General features: G+C 71.5%; 12 protein-coding genes. 3 read left to right on the top strand and 9 right to left on the bottom strand.

All coding sequences use genetic code 11. The features are described from left to right. The first annotated feature begins 116 nt into the window (after positions 1-116). The gene (locus ACZ4N5_RS02130; protein ID WP_467755215.1) at positions 117-692 is read left to right on the top strand and encodes a hypothetical protein; all 576 of its coding nucleotides are present in this window, start codon (positions 117-119) and stop codon (positions 690-692) included. Here the strand turns inward: ACZ4N5_RS02130 and ACZ4N5_RS02125 are convergent. The 7 genes from ACZ4N5_RS02125 to ACZ4N5_RS02095 form a co-directional block, all read right to left on the bottom strand. Next, the gene (locus tag ACZ4N5_RS02125; protein WP_467755214.1) at positions 661-2,271 is read right to left on the bottom strand and encodes an MFS transporter; all 1,611 of its coding nucleotides are present in this window, start codon (positions 2,269-2,271) and stop codon (positions 661-663) included. The two genes, ACZ4N5_RS02130 and ACZ4N5_RS02125, sit on opposite strands and share 32 nt — an antisense overlap. Positions 2,272-2,401: 130 nt before the next feature. Beyond that, positions 2,402-3,424 (bottom strand): class II fructose-bisphosphate aldolase, encoded by a 1,023-nt coding sequence (gene fbaA, locus ACZ4N5_RS02120; RefSeq protein WP_467755213.1) that lies wholly within the window; start codon positions 3,422-3,424, stop codon positions 2,402-2,404. A 186-nt stretch (positions 3,425-3,610) separates the two neighbouring features. Beyond that, the gene (gene pyrE / locus ACZ4N5_RS02115; protein ID WP_467755212.1) at positions 3,611-4,159 is read right to left on the bottom strand and encodes an orotate phosphoribosyltransferase; all 549 of its coding nucleotides are present in this window, start codon (positions 4,157-4,159) and stop codon (positions 3,611-3,613) included. 10 nt (positions 4,160-4,169) lie between these two features. Beyond that, positions 4,170-4,964: an aldose epimerase family protein gene (locus tag ACZ4N5_RS02110; RefSeq protein WP_467755211.1), complete on the bottom strand. Its 795-nt coding sequence runs from the start codon at positions 4,962-4,964 to the stop codon at positions 4,170-4,172. Between the two features lie 56 nt (positions 4,965-5,020). Further along, complete coding sequence (locus ACZ4N5_RS02105) at positions 5,021-6,220, bottom strand: SRPBCC family protein (protein ID WP_467755210.1); 1,200 nt, start codon at positions 6,218-6,220, stop codon at positions 5,021-5,023. A gap of 67 nt (positions 6,221-6,287) precedes the next feature. Continuing rightward, a complete protein-coding gene (locus ACZ4N5_RS02100) occupies positions 6,288-7,964 on the bottom strand; it encodes a polyamine aminopropyltransferase (RefSeq protein WP_467755209.1) in 1,677 nt (558 codons plus the stop codon). Between the two features lie 320 nt (positions 7,965-8,284). Further along, a complete protein-coding gene (locus ACZ4N5_RS02095; protein WP_467755208.1) occupies positions 8,285-8,815 on the bottom strand; it encodes a DUF2617 family protein in 531 nt (176 codons plus the stop codon). Between the two features lie 1,317 nt (positions 8,816-10,132). Here ACZ4N5_RS02095 and ACZ4N5_RS02090 point away from each other — a divergent pair. Together ACZ4N5_RS02090 and ACZ4N5_RS02085 are read left to right on the top strand one after the other, a co-directional pair. Continuing rightward, entirely contained in the window at positions 10,133-11,347 is a 1,215-nt protein-coding gene (locus ACZ4N5_RS02090; RefSeq protein WP_467755207.1) for a pyridoxal phosphate-dependent aminotransferase, read from the top strand. A 670-nt stretch (positions 11,348-12,017) separates the two neighbouring features. Beyond that, complete coding sequence (locus tag ACZ4N5_RS02085; protein ID WP_467755206.1) at positions 12,018-13,217, top strand: hypothetical protein; 1,200 nt, start codon at positions 12,018-12,020, stop codon at positions 13,215-13,217. A 54-nt stretch (positions 13,218-13,271) separates the two neighbouring features. Here the strand turns inward: ACZ4N5_RS02085 and ACZ4N5_RS02080 are convergent, their stop codons facing one another. Further along, positions 13,272-13,814, bottom strand: a complete 543-nt coding sequence (locus ACZ4N5_RS02080) for a YbjN domain-containing protein (protein ID WP_467755205.1) — start codon at positions 13,812-13,814, stop codon at positions 13,272-13,274. Positions 13,815-14,234: 420 nt separating this feature from the next. Further along, the gene (clpB, locus tag ACZ4N5_RS02075; protein ID WP_467755389.1) at positions 14,235-16,847 is read right to left on the bottom strand and encodes an ATP-dependent chaperone ClpB; all 2,613 of its coding nucleotides are present in this window, start codon (positions 16,845-16,847) and stop codon (positions 14,235-14,237) included. Positions 16,848-16,889: the final 42 nt, after the last annotated feature.

The following is a 16,889-nucleotide window of genomic DNA, read 5'->3' as shown; positions in this document are numbered from 1 at the left end:
TGCTGCATTGTCCGTGATCGGTAACGGTTGCCCACGGCGCTCAGGGAACGATCCGTTCCGCGGTCACACTTCGATCAGCATCTGTCGAACGTGTTCACGCCAACGGGGGAATCATCATGGCGGTACCGACCGCTGCCCGGATCCGCAGAGGTGGCGCCCTGGGCGCCCTCGCCGCCGCCGTTCTGCTCGCCACGACCACGACCGCCTGCGGACCGGGGGACGACACCGCCGCCGGTACCTCCTCCACACCGGCCACCCCCTCCGCACCGGCCACCGCCTCCGCCGCGACCGCGGCCCCGACCGCCGGCGCCGAGCCGACGGCCACCGCCGCGGCCTCCTCCGACGGTCCCCTCTGCAAGGGCTGGTCCGGCGTCGACGTCACGCTGCTGCCCGGCACGCGCGTCGCGAAGGACGGCTCGTACATCAAGGTCCAGGAGGGCTCCTGGACCTGCCCGCGGCCCGACGCCCCCGTATGGCACGCGATCGGCCCGCGGCACGAGACACGGCTCTCCGCGACGGCACAGCTCTCCGTGAACGAGCCGTTCTACGACACCAACGTGAACAAGCCGATCGATGTCCGCGCCTTCCTCGCCAAGGCCGAGGCCTCGGCCCGTGCGAGCCGGATGTACTTCGCCTACCGGACCGACGCCTCCGGCACGATCACGAAGCTGGATCAGCGCTGGAAGGCGTAGAACCCGAAGAGCCTGGGGAGCCGGGGGAGCCCGGGGTCCCGAGGACGCCCCGGGATCGCTCCGGTTCCAGCGGGGGTGCCGTCAGCGAGCCGTGGGTGTGGCACTCGGGGCGGAGGCAGCCGGGCGGCGGGCGGCGTACGGTCGTGTAGGCCAGCACCGCGCCGACCACCAGCACACCGGCGCACAGCGGCATCGCCCGGCGGAAGGCGGCGTCGAAGGCGTCCGCCGAGCGGTACGCCTCCTCTCCCATCCCGGTGAGCAGCGGCAGCGCGGCCACGGCGAGGAGCCCGGCCACCCGGGCCGCCGCGTTGTTGATCCCGCTGGCCAGGCCCGCTCGCCCGGTGTCCACGGAGGCCAGGACGGTGGCGGTCAGCGGCGCGACCAGGGTGACCATGCCGAGCCCCATCACCAGCAGCGCGGGCAGTACGTCGGCCACGTACGACGCGTCCACGCCCACCCGCAGCATCAGCAGCATGCCCGCCGCGCACAGCAGCGGTCCGACCGTCAGCGGGATGCGCGGGCCGATGCGCTGGGAGAGTTCGCCGGAGCGGGCGGAGAAGAGCAGCATCAGGACCGTGGTCGGCAGCAGCGCCGTACCGGCCTGGAGCGCGGAGTAGCCCGCCACGACCTGGAGCTGGAGCGCGGTCAGGAAGAAGAAGCCTCCGAAGGCCGCGTAGACGCACAGGGTCACCAGGTTGACGGCCGTGAACTGGCGCGAGGCGAAGATGTCCAGCGGTATCATCGGATCGGGCCGCCGCCGCTCGACGTACACGAAGGCCACCCCCGCCACCACGCCTCCGACGGCCGCCAGCCACACGAGCAGGGAACCGCTCGTGGCCTCGATCAGCGCGTACGTCACCAGGGCGAGGGAGAGCGCGCCGAGGACGGCGCCGAGGACGTCGAAGCCGCGGTGCGGCTTGCCTTCCCCGCTCTCGGCTCCGGTCGATCGGGAGGTTCCGCCGGTCGACTCCGGAACGTGCAGCAGGGCGATCGGGGCGCACACCAGCGCGACGGGGATGTTCAGCAGGAAGACCCAGCGCCAGCCGGGCCCGTCCACCAGCCAGCCGCCCAGGAACGGCCCGACGGCGGCCCCGACACCCCCGAAGCCCGACCACAGGCCGATGGCACGGGCCCGGTCGTCCGGGTGGAAGGAGGCCTGGATGATCGCCAGCGAGCCGGGGGTGAGCAGCGCCCCGCCGACGCCCTGGAGGACACGCGCGGCGACGAGCACGCCCACGTTGGGCGCGAGCCCGCACAGCAGCGAGGCGGCCGCGAACCACACCACGCCGATGACGAAGACCTTCCGGCGCCCGAAACGGTCCCCGAGCGAGCCGCCGAGCAGGATCAGTCCGGCCAGCGACAGCATGTAGCCGTTCACGGTCCACTGGAGGGCGGCGAGGCTCGCGTCCAGGTCACGGCCGATGGTCGGCAGAGCGACATTGACGACGGTCGAGTCCAGCAGGGCCATGCTGGAGCCGAGGACGGTGGTCAGCAGGATCCACTTCCCCGTCGGGGAGGCGATCCGTACCGCGGGTCTGCCGTCCGACACGTCCGATGCGTCCCTCGCAGGCACAGCCATACCTCGGAGCATACGGAAGGGCCCGGCACCGTGGCGGGTGCCGGGCCCTTCCGCAGGGATGACTACCTAAGGACCACCACGAAGGGCCACCGGTGGACTACCAGGGGCCTACCGGCGGACCACCGGGTGACTACTTGAGCCGGGTGCCCGTGGAACGCAGGGCGGCGCAGGCCTCGGTCACACGCTGGGCCATGCCGGCCTCGGCGAGCTTGCCCCAGGTGCGCGGGTCGTACTTCGACTTGGTGCCGACCTCGCCGTCGACCTTCAGCACACCGTCGTAGTTGCGGAACATGTGGTCCACGACAGGACGGGTGAAGGCGTACTGGGTGTCGGTGTCGAGGTTCATCTTCACGACGCCGTTCTCCAGCGCGGTGGCGATCTCCTCGGCGGTGGAGCCGGAGCCGCCGTGGAAGACGAAGTCGAACGGGCTCGCCTTGCCGTACTTGGCGGCGACACCCTCCTGGAGGTCCTTGAGGAGCTCGGGGCGCAGGACGACGTTGCCCGGCTTGTACACACCGTGCACGTTGCCGAACGACGCGGCGAGCAGGTAGCGGCCCTTCTCGCCCAGGCCGAGGGCCTGGGCGGTGCGCAGGGCGTCGTCGACGGTCGTGTACAGCTCGTCGTTGATCTCGTGGCTGACGCCGTCCTCCTCGCCACCGGTCGGGGTGATCTCGACCTCGAGGATGATCTTCGCGGCGACGGCCTTGGCGAGCAGCTCCTGGCCGATGGCCAGGTTGTCGGCGAGGGTCTCGGCGGAGCCGTCCCACATGTGGGACTGGAACAGCGGGTTCTCACCGCGGGCGACGCGCTCGGCGGAGATGTCGAGCAGCGGACGGACGTAGCCGTCCAGCTTGTCCTTCGGGCAGTGGTCCGTGTGCAGCGCGACCGTGATGTCGTACTTGGCGGCGACGATGTGCGCGAACTCCGCGAGCGCGACGGCGCCCGTCACCATGTCCTTCTTGTGCTGACCGCCCAGGAACTCCGCACCACCGGTGGAGATCTGGATGATGCCGTCGCTCTCCGCCTCCGCGAAGCCGCGCAGCGCAGCGTGCAGGGTCTGGGACGAGGTCACGTTGATGGCCGGGTAGGCGAACTTGCCTGCCTTCGCCCGGTCGAGCATCTCGTTGTAGACCTCGGGGGTTGCGATGGGCATCTGTCCGCTCCTTGTATGTGCGGGTCTGCGTACTGCTGCTGCGGTACGACGGGACTGGTGCTTATGGCCCTGACCTAGGGGGGCGACGTCATCGTCGGCCCCATCTTTCCAGACATCGCCGGATGCTCCAGACCCCCATCCGACATGCGGGACCCGGCCGTCGGCGGGGCCCCGCGGGAGCTTTCGTCAGTCGAGGCCCAACTCGCCCTTGGAGAAGGCGAAGAGGTACGGAACCCCGGCGCCGGCCTCGATCTTCTCGGCGGCACCGGTCGCACGGTCGACGATCGTGGCGACGCCGACGACCTCGGCTCCGGCCTCCCGGACGGCCTGGACGGCCTCCAGCGGGGAGCCGCCCGTCGTCGAGGTGTCCTCGACCACGAGGACGCGCCGGCCCTTGATCTCGGGACCCTCGACACGGCGCTGCAGGCCGTGCGCCTTGGCGGCCTTGCGGACGACGAAGGCGTCCAGCCTGCGCCCGTTCGCGGCGGCGGCGTGCAGCATCGCCCCGGCGACCGGGTCGGCGCCCATGGTCAGCCCGCCGACCGCGTCGAAGTCCAGGCCGGCGGTGAGGTCGAGGAGGACCTGCCCGACGAGCGGGGCCGCCTCGCCGTCCAGCGTGATCCGGCGCAGGTCCACGTAGTAGTCGGCCTCAAGACCCGAGGAGAGGGTCACCTTGCCGTGCACCACGGCCTTGTCCTTGATCTGCTGCAGCAGCTCGCCGCGTACGTCACTCATGGACGCCAGCTTAGAGCCGCCGCCAGCTCCAGGTGGTGGTGGCTTCGAGGGGGTCGATGGGTGTGACCAGCCGGGGGTGGGTGTTGAGCCCGTTCGGCGGACCGGTCTGCGGCTCCACACACACGGCCGCCTCCTGCTCGTCGTAGACGACGACCCACTGCTCGCGGCTGCCGACCTTGAGCTCCAGCCGCCCCGGCCAGGTGAGCGTGACGTCGACGCCCTCCGGCATTCCGAAGCAGTCGTCCCAGGGGCCGGGCTTCGGGTCGACGCGGCGGCCGGTGGGCAGATGGTCCTCGCCCCGCTCCTCCTGCCACGCGGGCCGGAAGTCGACGCGGACGTCCTCGCCGCCGTCCCCCAGGTTCCTGTTGAACCAGGGGTGCCAGCCGACCTGGGCCGGGAACGAGTCCCCGTACGTCTCCACGGACATGGTGATCGTCAGGTCGTCCTCGGTGAGGGTGAAGGCCTGGGTGACGCGAGCGGGGTGCGGCCAGGGGTCCACCAGGCCGTACGTGATCACGGCGCCGTCCGTGGTGACGCGGGCCGTGGTCCAGGAGCCGTCGCGGGCGGTGCCGTGGATGGCGTGCGGCGGGGAGTTGAGCGGCATCTGCCGGACGGCGGCGCCGTCGAGGAACCGGCCGTCGCGGATGCGCCCGCACCACGGGACCATCGGGAAGCACCCGAACTTCGCGCCCTGCCGCAGCAGTTCGACGCCGCCGACCCGCAGACTCCCGACCCGTCCGCCGTTCCCCGGCGCCACGGTCACCTCCGCGTCACCCGCGGTCAGCGTGATGTCTTCGTTACTCACGGGGTCGACCCTACTGGGGCCGGAGCGCCCTGTGGTTTCCCGCCCTCACCGCTCCCTCAACGGCGCCTGCGCAGCGCCCGGGTCACGACGATCGCCGAGGCCAGCGCCAGGGCCGCGGCGGGGGCCGCCCAGCGGAGGGTGGCGCGGGCGGCGGTGGCCTCCGGGGGCGGGACGGGGGCGTAGCGGCCCCTCGGAGGAGCGTGGTCCACTTCCTCCGCGCTGCGACCGATCATCGTCCGCCGCGCATGCGCCGCCTCGGCCATGGGGTCCGCACGCCCCGGCTCCCCGGCCTCCGCCACGAAGTCCTCGCCGTCGAACTCGTCGTCCTCGGCCAACGGGTCGAGCGAAGAGGGCGGCACGTCCGCCTCGTAGAGAGAGGACGCCTCGACCCCGGCACCAGCACCAGCACCAGCACCGACTTCCGGTTCAGCTTCGATCTCGGGTTCGGGTCCCGGTCCGGGTTCCTTCTCGGCTTCGGCTTCGGTCTCGGTTCCGGTTCCGGTCTCGGTTTCGGTTTCGGCTCCGGTTCCGGTTCCGGTTCCGGTCTCAGTTTCGGCTCCGGCCTCGGGCTCAGCTCCGGCTGCAGGTTCAGTCTCGGACGCGGCCTCGGGTTCGGTCCCGGGTCCGGCCTCGGGTTCGGTCCCGGGTCCGGCCCCGGGTCCGGACTCGGGTCCGGCCTCGGCTCGGGACACGGAGTCGGCCCGTGTCGTGAGGTCTGCTGTCAGGGTTTCTCCGAAGCGGGTCAGCAGGCGCTGTCCCGCCGAGGACACCGCGTCGTGCGGGAGTTCGGCCACGCGGCCGTCGCCGGAGGCCGTGCCGCCGAACGCGAGGGTGGTACCGCCGTCGGCGGGGAGGAGCCGCAGGGTCAGCGCAAGTTTCACGGCGCCTCCGCCGCGTACCTCCGTGGCGTCGCCCTCGACGGCGTACGAGCCGTCCTCCTGGGCGGTGACCCGGAACGCGCCGCGATAGGTGATCGTGTGACCGGCGACGCGGACCTTCAGGCGCCCGGCGACGCGCGCGGCCCCCGCGTCCCGCTCGCGCCGAGCCCGGGAGGACATCTCCGCGGCGCCCTGTCCGGTCCCGGAGACGGGCGGCTCGGTCCCGGAGACGGGCGGCGAGTCCGCGTCCGCCGCGCTGTCGGAGACGGCCGACGCGTCCTGCTGGAGACCCGGGATCGCACGGGCGACCCGGACGGGATCGGCCAGCGCCTCCCTCAGCCGCCCGGCCGGAAACGGAACGAACACCTCATGCTCCATGTCAGCCGAGCCTACCCAGCACCACCCGGACCGCACCCGCGTATCCCGGGATTCCCGCACCCGGACCTCAGTCGGTGTACCGCGGATGCACCAGCGTGGAGGGCGGGAGGGGGCGCAGGAAGCGGCTTCGGGAGGCGGCGCGCGCGTCCGCCGTCAGGGCCGCCTGGGTGAGGGTGCGCAGCCGCGGGCAGGAGGAGTCCAGCCTCAGGGGTGCGGGTGTACGGGAGGCCAGGATGAAACCCCAGTCGCCCGCGGAGCCCGCCGCGCCCGTATCGCCCGCAGCGCCCGCGGAGCCGCCGGCGATACGGTCGGGACCCGCCGCGAAGCCGGAGTCCCGGCCGCCGACACGGTAGGGCCTGGTGAACAGCCCGGCCGCACGGATCGTCGCGTCGACCGTCCAGAAAGCCCGGTGCCGGTCGGCCAGCGGGCCCGCGTGGACCACGAGACGCCCGCCGGGGGCGAGCACGCGGCGCGCGAGGCCGTAGAACTCCTGCGAGTACAGCTTGGTGCTCGCCGTGATGCCCGGATCGGGCAGGTCCGAGATGACGACGTCGTACGTCGACCGGGCGCCGCGCAGCCGGCCGAAGGCGTCCGCCGTCACCTCGTGCACCCGTGGGTCGTCGTACACATGGTGGTTGAGGGCGGACAGCGCGGTGTCGTGGCGCGCCAGCCGGACCACGTCCGCATCGGGTTCGACGATGTCGATGTGGCGCACCCCGGAGTGGCGCAGTACTTCGTGGGCGGCGAGTCCGTCACCGCCGCCGAGGATGAGCACGCGGGCGTGCGGTCCGTTCATCGCGGGGTGGACGAGCGCCTCGTGGTAGCGGTGCTCGTCACGGCCGCTGAACCGCAGGCGGCCGTCGAGGAAGAGGTGGAGCGGACGGCCGCGGGTGCCGCCGGTGAGGACGGCCTCCTGGACACCGGTGCGGAGCGCGACACGCACGTCCGCCCCGTACAGCGCGTGCCGTGCGGCCCGTTCGAAGTCGCCGACCAGCACCGCGGCCGAGGCGAGCAGACCGAGGACGACGAGGTTGGCGACGACCAGGGTCCAGCGCGCGCGGCGGGTCAAGTCCCTTCGGAACAGGCCGAGTACGAGGGCGCCGCCGGCGACCGCGTTCACCGTTCCGGTCAGCAGCGCGCCCGTCAGCTGGCCGAGCAGGGGCAGCAGCAGGAACGGGAAGGCGAGGCCTCCGACGAGGGCGCCCACGTAGTCCGCCGCGAACAGGTCCGCGACCGCGCCGCCCGGGTCCTGGCGGCGGATGCGTTGTATCAGCTCCATGAGGAGGGGGACTTCGGCGCCGATGAGCAGACCGATGGTGAGCGAGAAGGCCACCAGCAGACAGCGGGGCCCGTCCGCCCACAGGCCGCCCCATGCGCCCGTCCAGGCGAACACCGCGTACAGGGCCATCGCGCTGCATCCGCCGACCAGGGCGAGCGCCGCCTCGACGGCGCCGAAGCCGGCCGCGGCGCAGGGGCGCAGCCGCTTCGCGGCGAGGGAGCCGACGCCCATGGCGAAGACCATGACGGAGAGCACGACGGATGCCTGGGTGACCGAGTCACCGATCAAGTACGAGGCGAGGGCGACGAGTTCGAGTTCGTACACGAGTCCGCATGCCGCGCAGACGAACACTCCCGCCAGGACGAGGAACCGGCCGATGCCCGGACGGACGGGCAGCCGCGCCTGGCCCTGGACGCCCCAGGGCGGCGGCGCGCCGGGGGGAGCTGGCGCGTGCGGTTCGATCACGTCGTGAACGCTACGTCACGCCGCCACTACGTCTCGTCACCCACACGTGTGGAAACTATTGCTCTTCATGGTGCACGGAGTTGACCTGGGCATCTTCCCGGCACACCGCGCGCGAACCCCACATCCGCACCTACCGCGTCCCGCCACGCGCCCGCCCCCCGCCGCCGCCGGATACGGGACACGGGGAGCAGGGTTCGAAAAGCGGCACGTGGAACACCGGACGCGGAACACGGAACACCGGACGTGGAACACGGGACCTGGAACAACGGCATGTGGAACAACCGGACACGTCGACGGTCGGGTCGCGCGCGACCCGGCCCTCAGACGCCGGACGCGCTGAAGGCGTCCGTCCGTACGCCGACCCGCGTACGCGTCGCGACCAACTGGCCGTCCTGCGGGTACGCGTGCCACGTACGCCAATGGACCTGGCCCTCGTGGCGCTGGGCGAGCATCGCGGTGAACGCGTGCGGGCTGCCGGGGAAGACGCCGGCGAGACCCTGGGGGTGGTCGGAGACCAGCGCCAGCAACTCCTGGGCGCGGCCCGCGAAGGAGCCGGGGGACAGGATCTCGACGCGGGCCGCGAACTCGTACTCCCAGTCGTCGAACCGCTTCGCGACGCCGAGCGGCAGGGGTGTGCTGCTGCCGGCGATGCACGCGACGGTCTCCGAGCAACTGCCCCGCTCCTCCTCCAGGAGTACCTGGTGGGACGCGCCGAGCAGTCTCAACTGAAGTTTCGCCCCGGCAAGTTCGAGGTCGAGGGTGGCGAGGGCCGGCAGCGGTTCGCGGCCCAGGGTCCAGGCGAGATCGGCCGCGCGCGTGTCGGTGTACGAGGTTTTCAGGGTCGTGAGCATGGGTCGGCTCCGCTAGCACGCAAAGGTGAGGTGGGGTTCCGGCGCACCCGGTCAACACCGGGGGAACGGCCCGGTCAGCCCGGCCGGAAGGGCATCCGAAGGACGCGTCCGATAGGACCATCCGATGGACTTCCGAGGCCTGTCGGCCCAGGGCTGCTTGGTGATTTACCAGGGCTGCTTTGGTGGTTTAGAGGGAATCATGAACTGTGGTTCCGCCACAGCGTTTTTACCCAACTTCGTGGGGTTTCCATCCCCCCGAGGGCTCCACAGCTCAACTGTTCAACAATGGCGTGCGCCCGGCGCACGGACGTGCCCGTCGGCAGTCGTCGGCCGACGGGCACGTCCGTGCGCCGGATGCGTTTCCGCAGGGAGCTCAGCTGCCCCGTGTCAGCTGCCTCCGCCGCATCCGCCCCCACCGCAGGAGGACCCGCCTCCGCAGGACGAGCCTCCGCACGACGAGTGACCCCCGCAGGAGTGACCCCCGTGCCCCCCGTGGTGGCCGCCGGACGAACCACAGGACGTGGCGCCGTCCGCACCGCCGGCCCACCAACTACGGCTGCCGCCACCGCCGCTGCCCCGGGAGCGGCGCCATCCCCTCCTGACTCCACCGACGGCCCTCATGACCACAACCAGCACAATGACCCCCAGGATGATGCCGATGATCATGGCGTCACCCTCCTTCCGTTCCCCCGAAGCGGCCCCCCGTGGGCCGTGCTTCTCGATTCCGGTCCTGCGTGACTGGGGGATGCCCTCACGCTCCGCGGCCCAAAGCAGAGTTGAGGAACTCCTGAGCATCCAAATGTGGGGATGCCCCATGACCTGCACAGAAGTGCGGATCAGGGGCCCGGTGCGCATCACTGGGCCGCATTCATGGTCGGCCTCCGGCCGAGGCCGCGAGGCCTGTATCGGTTCCCTGCTCCCGAGTGACATCCATGACGGAATGAGGATCTTGAGACGGTGCGTCGGCGGACATGACGTAATTCGACTACTGACCTCGACCGCCCCTGGACCAAGGGCGAGTTGGGGTCGGCCATCGCTCCAGAGACTCCAACGCTACGAACACAAAACGGGGTTGACCTTGAAAGCTATTCGCAAATCCGCACTGTTCGCCACAGCCGCCGCCGTCCTGACCGCCGGAGCCGTCATCGCCCCGGCCGCGTCGGCCGACGCGGGGCCGGGCCGACCGAGGGTGACCGGCGTCCGACAGTTGACGACAGTCGGCGAAAGCTCTCCCCTGCTCAGAAGCGGTGTCCCGGCTGTCGGCGCAGGTGCCCACCGGCGAAGGTGAGTTGAGGAACTCCCGAACTTGGGCGCAGGATGACCGGCATGACCTCCAGTGCGCGCCCCTTTCTGAACCGCCGGCTGGCCGAGTTCGGGACGACGATCTTCGCCGAGATGTCCGCCCTCGCGTTGAGCACCGGCTCGATCAACCTCGGACAGGGCTTCCCCGACACGGACGGCCCCGAGGAGATCCGGGAGGCGGCCGTCCGCGCGCTGCGGGACGGCCGCGGGAACCAGTACCCGCCGGGTCCGGGCGTCCCCGAGCTGCGCACCGCGATCGCCTCGCATCAAAAACGCCACTACGGCCTGTCGTACGACCCCGACACCGAGGTCCTGGTGACGGCGGGCGCCACCGAGGCCATCGCGGCCTCGCTGCTCGCGCTCCTGGAGCCCGGCGACGAGGTGATCGCCCTGGAGCCGTACTACGACTCGTACGCGGCCTCCATCGCCATGGCGGGCGGGACACGCGTGCCCGTGACGCTGCGCCCCGACGAGGGCGCCCACGACGGGGTCGACCACCGGCGCTTCCGGCTCGACCTCGACGAGCTGCGCGACGCGGTCACCGAGCGGACCCGGCTGCTGCTGATCAACACCCCGCACAATCCGACCGGTACCGTCCTCACCCGGGCGGAGCTGACGGAGATCGCGCGGATCGCCGTCGAGCGGGATCTGCTCGTGGTGACGGACGAGGTCTACGAACACCTCGTCTTCGACGACGCCGAGCACGTACCGCTGGCCGGCCTGCCGGGGATGCGCGAGCGGACGGTCACCATCGGCAGCGCGGGCAAGACGTTCTCGTTCACCGGCTGGAAGGTGGGCTGGGTGACCGCGCCGCCGGCCCTGGTCGGCGCCGTACGGTCGGCGAAGCAGTTCCTGACGTACGTGGCGTCGGGGCCCTTCCAGTACGCCGTCGCCGAGGCCCTCGCGCTGCCGGACGCGTACTTCGAGACCTTCCGCGCGGACATGCTGCGCAAGCGGGACCTGCTGGCGTCGGGCCTCGCCGAGGCGGGCTTCACGGTCTTCCGGCCGCAGGGCACGTACTTCATCACCACCGACATCCGCCCGCTCGGCGAGACGGACGGCTTCGCGTTCTGCCGCGCCCTGCCCGAGCGCGCCGGGGTCGTGGCCATCCCGAACGCCGTCTTCTACGACCACCGCGAGCAGGGCGCGCCCTTCGTCCGCTTCGCGTTCTGCAAGAAGGACGACGTTCTCGCCGAGGCCACCAGCCGCCTGCAGCGCCTCGCATCCTGAACCCCCGCTGTGGGCGGTCCGCTGACCGTGCTCTCAGTGCGGCCAGGCGGCTTGATGTCCAGGCGGCCCAGCGGCCCGGTGGCCCGGGTCGCCCAGGTGGCCCCGGTGGCCCGGTGGCCGGGCGGCCCGGTGGCCCGGTGGCCCGGTGGCCAAGGGGAAGACGGTTCGCCCATGCGCTCAGCGGAGGATCCAGGCCCCGCCACCAGGAGGGCGCTTAAGAGCAGACCGGGACGGTCTGCTGGCCGCGCCGTCCCTGCGGCCAGACGGCGGCGATGTCCAGACGGCCCAGCGGCCCAGTGGCCGGGCGGCCAGGGTGGCCCGGGTGGCCTGGTGGCCGAACCGGACGTCCAGCCCGGGCAAAGGCCGGTGGCCGGGCGACCTGCGGCCCGGTGGCCGAACCGGACGTCCGGCCCGGGCGAAGGCCGGTGCCCGGGCGGCCGAACCGGGGGTCCGGCCCGGAGCAAAGGCCAGCGACCGGACCGCGCGCGAGCTGGGCCGGGCCGGGGACGAGCTGGGACGGGTCCGGGAGGGGGAAGGGGACCCGCTGTGCGGGGCACGCTTAGCACCGGCGGCACCCCACACGCGGGCGGCGCGCCGAGGACCCCGGAACGGAACCCGCACGGACGATCAAAGCTCGCAAATACCCCGTAGGGAACGCACAGTTCGGGGTGTGACCCACCCGAGTACCCTCGCTCGCCCCGCTCTCACGGAGCCCGGCGACCGTGCCGTCCGCCCCTCCCGCGCCGCGCGCAACCTGCCGTACGCCGCGGTCACGGCGCTCGGACTGTTCGCAGCCGCGCGCCTGGCCGGCCTCCTCGTGCTCGCCGGGACCGCCTGGGCCACCGGCAACCACCCGGTCGCCCTGCTCGCGCGGTCCTGGGACTCGGCCTGGTATCTGGGGATCGCCGCGCACGGTTACGGGCGGACGCTCCACTTCCACCCCACGGTCGTCCACAGCGACCTCGCGTTCTTCCCGCTCTACCCGGCCCTCGTCCGGGCCGTCACCACGCTGACCCCGCTGACCGGGGGCTCGGCGGGCCTGCTGGTCGCCTGGATCGCGGCGGCGGCCGCCGTGTGCGGGGTGTACGCGATCGGGGCCCGCCTGCACGGCCGCGCGGTCGGTACCGCGCTGGTGCTGCTGTGGGGCCTGCTGCCGCACTCGGTGGTGCTGACGATGGCGTACACCGAGCCGGTGCTGACCGCGTTCGCCGCCTGGTCGCTGTACGCGGTGCTCGACCGGCGCTGGCTGTGGGCGGGCTCACTGGCCGCGCTCGCGGGGCTGGCCAGGCCGAACGGCTTCACGGTGGCCGCGGCGGTCCTCGCGGCGGCGGCGCACGAGATCTGGCGGAGCCGCGGAAAAGTTTCCCACAGGCTGTGGACGGGCGCGGCGCTCGCGCCGATCGGCTGGGTCGGCTACGTGCTGTGGGTGGGACACCACGAGGGCGACTGGCTCGGCGGCTACTTCCAGGTGCAGCGGCTGTGGGGCTCGCGCTTCGACCTCGGCACGGGGTCGCTCCATTTCGTCAAGCACCTGCTGCTCCACGGGGACCGGTTCGTGTTCCCCATGACGATGGTGATCGTCGCCGCGGCCGTCCTGCTGTACGCCCTGCTGATCGCGGACCGGGCGCCCCTGCCGCTGCTCGTCTACAGCGGCGTCCTGCTGCTGATCGCGCTGGGCGGCTCGGGGTTCTTCGAGTCGAAGCCGCGCTTCCTGCTGCCGGCGTTCCCGCTGCTGCTGCCGCTGGCCCGCGCGCTGGTGCGAACGGCGAGAGCCCGCCCCTGGCACGCGACCCTGGTGGTCGGTGCCCTGGCCGGGCTCTCGTTCGCCTACGGCGCGTATCTGGTCGTCATCGCGCACACCCCGCTCTAGGACCTGTCCCAGAGGCCGGTGCGCGCCGTGATGAGCGCCGCTGCGGGGACGGGCCTACTCGTCTTCGGCTTCGTCGCCGTCCTCGGGCTTCTCCGCCTCGTTGATCTCCTGCTCCAGGCCGAGCTGCTCGACGAGCCACTTGTCGAACTCGATGGCGGCGCGCACCCAGCTGACCGTGGAGGACACGAAGTGCTCCAGGCTGACGCCGGTGCCGATCAGCATCTGCGCCTCACCGATCAGGCGGACGGTGCCGTCGTCGTGAGTGTGGCTGTAGACCTTGGGCCACAGGGTGCGACGGTTCCAGTCGTCGATCGACTCGAGGAGCGCGTGCTTCTCGTCGAGCTGGTGCGGCCGGTCGTAGAACGTCCGCACCGAGAAGACCTGCTGGTCGCCCTCGCCGCGGAACATGAAGTAGGTACGGAACTCCTCCCACGGCGCCGCGAGGTCACCCTCGTCGTCGACGACGTACTTCAGCTCCATCTGATCAAGGAGCTGCTTCACGAGGTCCTGATCCGGGACCACGGGGCCCGCGGGGCCGCCGGACTGCGGCTCGGGCTGGCCCCCGAAGTTCGGAATCGAGGACGGGTCGATGCTCACCGTGTATTTCCCTTCGTACGGATGGTGCCATCCTCCCCCATGCGGGGCGGGGGGCGGCAACCCCTGACGGGGCCTGTCCGCCGGGGGCTGACAAGATCCGGTCACGTAGAGGCATCGGGCCTGGCGGGGACGGTCCGCACGGGCCCGCCGGAAGTCGCCCGCGCAGCGGTGGCATGAACATGAGTCGAACGGTCTGCCGTGTTCCGCCGATGACCGACAGCGGTGCCGGAGCCCGAGCCGGGCGCCTTGGTCGGGCGCCGGGGCCGGGCGCCCGAGGAAACGAGTCCGGACGGGTGAAGGGCCCGCGGCACACCCGCCACGGGCCCTTCACCTGCCGTTCCGGCTCGGCTCCGGCTCCGGCTCCGGCTCCGGCTCCGGCTACAGCTACAGCTACAGCTACAGCTACAGCTACAGCTACAGCTACAGCGTCTTGCCCGTCGCCGGACCCACGATCAGGCCGTCGCCGAAGGCGTCCACGCGGACCGTGTCGCCGTCCTTGACCTCGCCCGCCAGGATCTCCTTGGCCAGCCGGTCACCGATGGCGGTCTGGACGAGGCGCCGCAGCGGGCGCGCTCCGTACGCCGGGTCGTTGCCCTCCTCGGCCAGCCAGGCCAGCGCCGCGTCGGTGACCTCCAGGGTGAGCCGGCGCTCGGCGAGCCGCTTCGCGAGGCGGTCGATCTGGAGCCTGGCGATGCGCTCCAGCTCTCCCTGGTCGAGCGCGGAGAAGACGACGAGGTCGTCCAGCCGGTTCAGGAACTCCGGTTTGAAGGAGGCTCGGACGACCTCCAGGACCTGCCGCTTCCGCTCCTCTTCGGAGCTCATCGGATCGGCGAGGCTCTGTCCGCTCAGGAACTGGCTGCCCAGGTTCGAGGTGAGGATCAGGATGGTGTTGCGGAAGTCGACCGTCCGCCCCTGACCGTCCGTCAGCCGCCCGTCGTCCAGCACCTGGAGCAGGATGTCGAAGACCTCGGGGTGCGCCTTCTCCACCTCGTCGAGCAGGATCACGCTGTACGGGCGACGGCGTACGGCTTCGGTGAGCTGGCCGCCCTCCTCGTAGCCGATGTACCCGGGCGGCGCGCCGACCAGCCGGGCCACGCTGTGCTTCTCGCCGTACTCCGACATGTCGATGCGGATCATCGCCCGCTCGTCGTCGAAGAGGAAGTCGGCGAGCGCCTTGGCGAGTTCGGTCTTGCCGACGCCCGTCGGGCCGAGGAAGAGGAAGGAGCCGGTGGGCCGGTCCGGGTCGGCGATGCCGGCACGCGTGCGGCGCACGGCGTCGGACACCGCTTCCACGGCCTCGGTCTGGCCGATCAGACGGCGGCCCAACTCCGCCTCCATGCGCAGGAGTTTCTGCGTCTCGCCCTCCAGGAGACGGCCGGCCGGGATGCCGGTCCAGGCGCCGACGACGTCCGCGATGTCGTCCGGCCCGACCTCCTCCTTGACCATGGTGCCCTTGGCGACCTCCTCCTCGGCCTGCGAGGCCTCCTCCAAGTCCCTTTCCAGGGTGGGGATCTCGCCGTAGAGCAGCTTGGAGGCGGAGTCGAAGTCGCCGTCGCGCTGCGCGCGTTCGGCCTGGCCGCGCAGCTCGTCGAGCTTCTCCTTCAGCTCACCGACGCGGTTGAGGGACTGCTTCTCCTTCTCCCAGCGGGCGGTGAGACCACGCAGCTCCTCCTCCTTGTCGGCGAGGTCGCGGCGCAGCTTGTCCAGACGCTCCCGGCTGGCGGCGTCCGTCTCCTTGCCGATCGCCAGCTCCTCCATCTTCAGCCGGTCGACGACCCGCTGGAGCTCGTCGATCTCGACCGGGGAGGAGTCGATCTCCATGCGCAGCCGTGAGGCCGCCTCGTCGACGAGGTCGATGGCCTTGTCGGGAAGGAAGCGGGAGGTGATGTAGCGGTCGGACAGGGTCGCGGCGGCCACCAGCGCCCTGTCGGCGATCTGGACCTTGTGGTGGGCCTCGTAGCGGCCCTTGAGACCGCGCAGGATGGCGATGGTGTCCTCGACGCTCGGCTCGGCGACCAGCACCTGCTGGAAGCGCCGCTCCAGCGCCGGGTCCTTCTCGATCCGCTCGCGGTACTCGTCGAGGGTGGTGGCGCCGACCATGCGCAGCTCACCGCGGGCGAGCATGGGCTTGAGCATGTTGCCGGCGTCCATGGCGGAGTCGCCGCCCGCGCCGGCGCCCACGACGGTGTGCAGCTCGTCGATGAAGGTGATGATCTGCCCGTCGGAGTCCTTGATCTCCGCGAGCACGGTCTTGAGGCGCTCCTCGAACTCGCCCCGGTACTTCGCGCCGGCGACCATCGCGCCGAGGTCGAGCGAGACGAGCCGCTTGTTCTTGAGGGACTCGGGTACGTCGCCCTTCACGATCCGCTGGGCGAGCCCCTCGACGACGGCGGTCTTGCCGACGCCGGGCTCGCCGATGAGGACGGGGTTGTTCTTCGTGCGGCGGGACAGGACCTGCACCACCCGGCGGATCTCGTGGTCCCGGCCGATGACGGGGTCGAGCTTGCCCTCACGGGCCGCGGCGGTGAAGTCCGTACCGAACTTTTCGAGTGCCTTGTACTGGCCCTCGGGATCCGGGGTCGTCACTCGGCGCCCTCCCCTGGTCTTCTGGAACGCGTCCAGCAGCTTTTTCGCACTGGCGCCCTGCTGGGAGAGTACGTCGGCGAGCTGACCGCCCTTCGCGGCGATCCCGATGAGCAGATGCTCGGTGGAGATGAACTCGTCGCCGAGCTCCTTGGCGCGCTCGGCGGCGTCGGCGATGACGGCGAGCACCTCGCGGTTGGGCTGCGGCGGCGCGACGGTGGAGCCGGTCACGCTGGGCAGGCCGGCGAGCACGCGCTCGGTGCCGGCGCGCACGGAGGCCTGGTCGGCGTCCACGGCTGCCAGCAGATCGATGATGTTCTCGTTGTCCTGCCCCTCCAGCAGAGCGAGCAGCAGGTGGGCGGGGGTGAGGTCCGGGTGCCCCTCCTTCACGGCGCGGTTGCTGGCCGCGTTGATCGCGTCCCGGCTCCTGTTGGTCAGCTCGGCGTCCACTTTCGCGTTCTCCTCCTCCTGGCGTTCCTGACCGTTCCCTGA

The sequence above is a fragment of the Streptomyces sp. NPDC026500 genome (assembly GCF_055567635.1).
The sequence above is the reverse complement of the archived record's forward strand: the minus strand, read 5'-3'. Positions and strand labels throughout refer to the sequence as shown.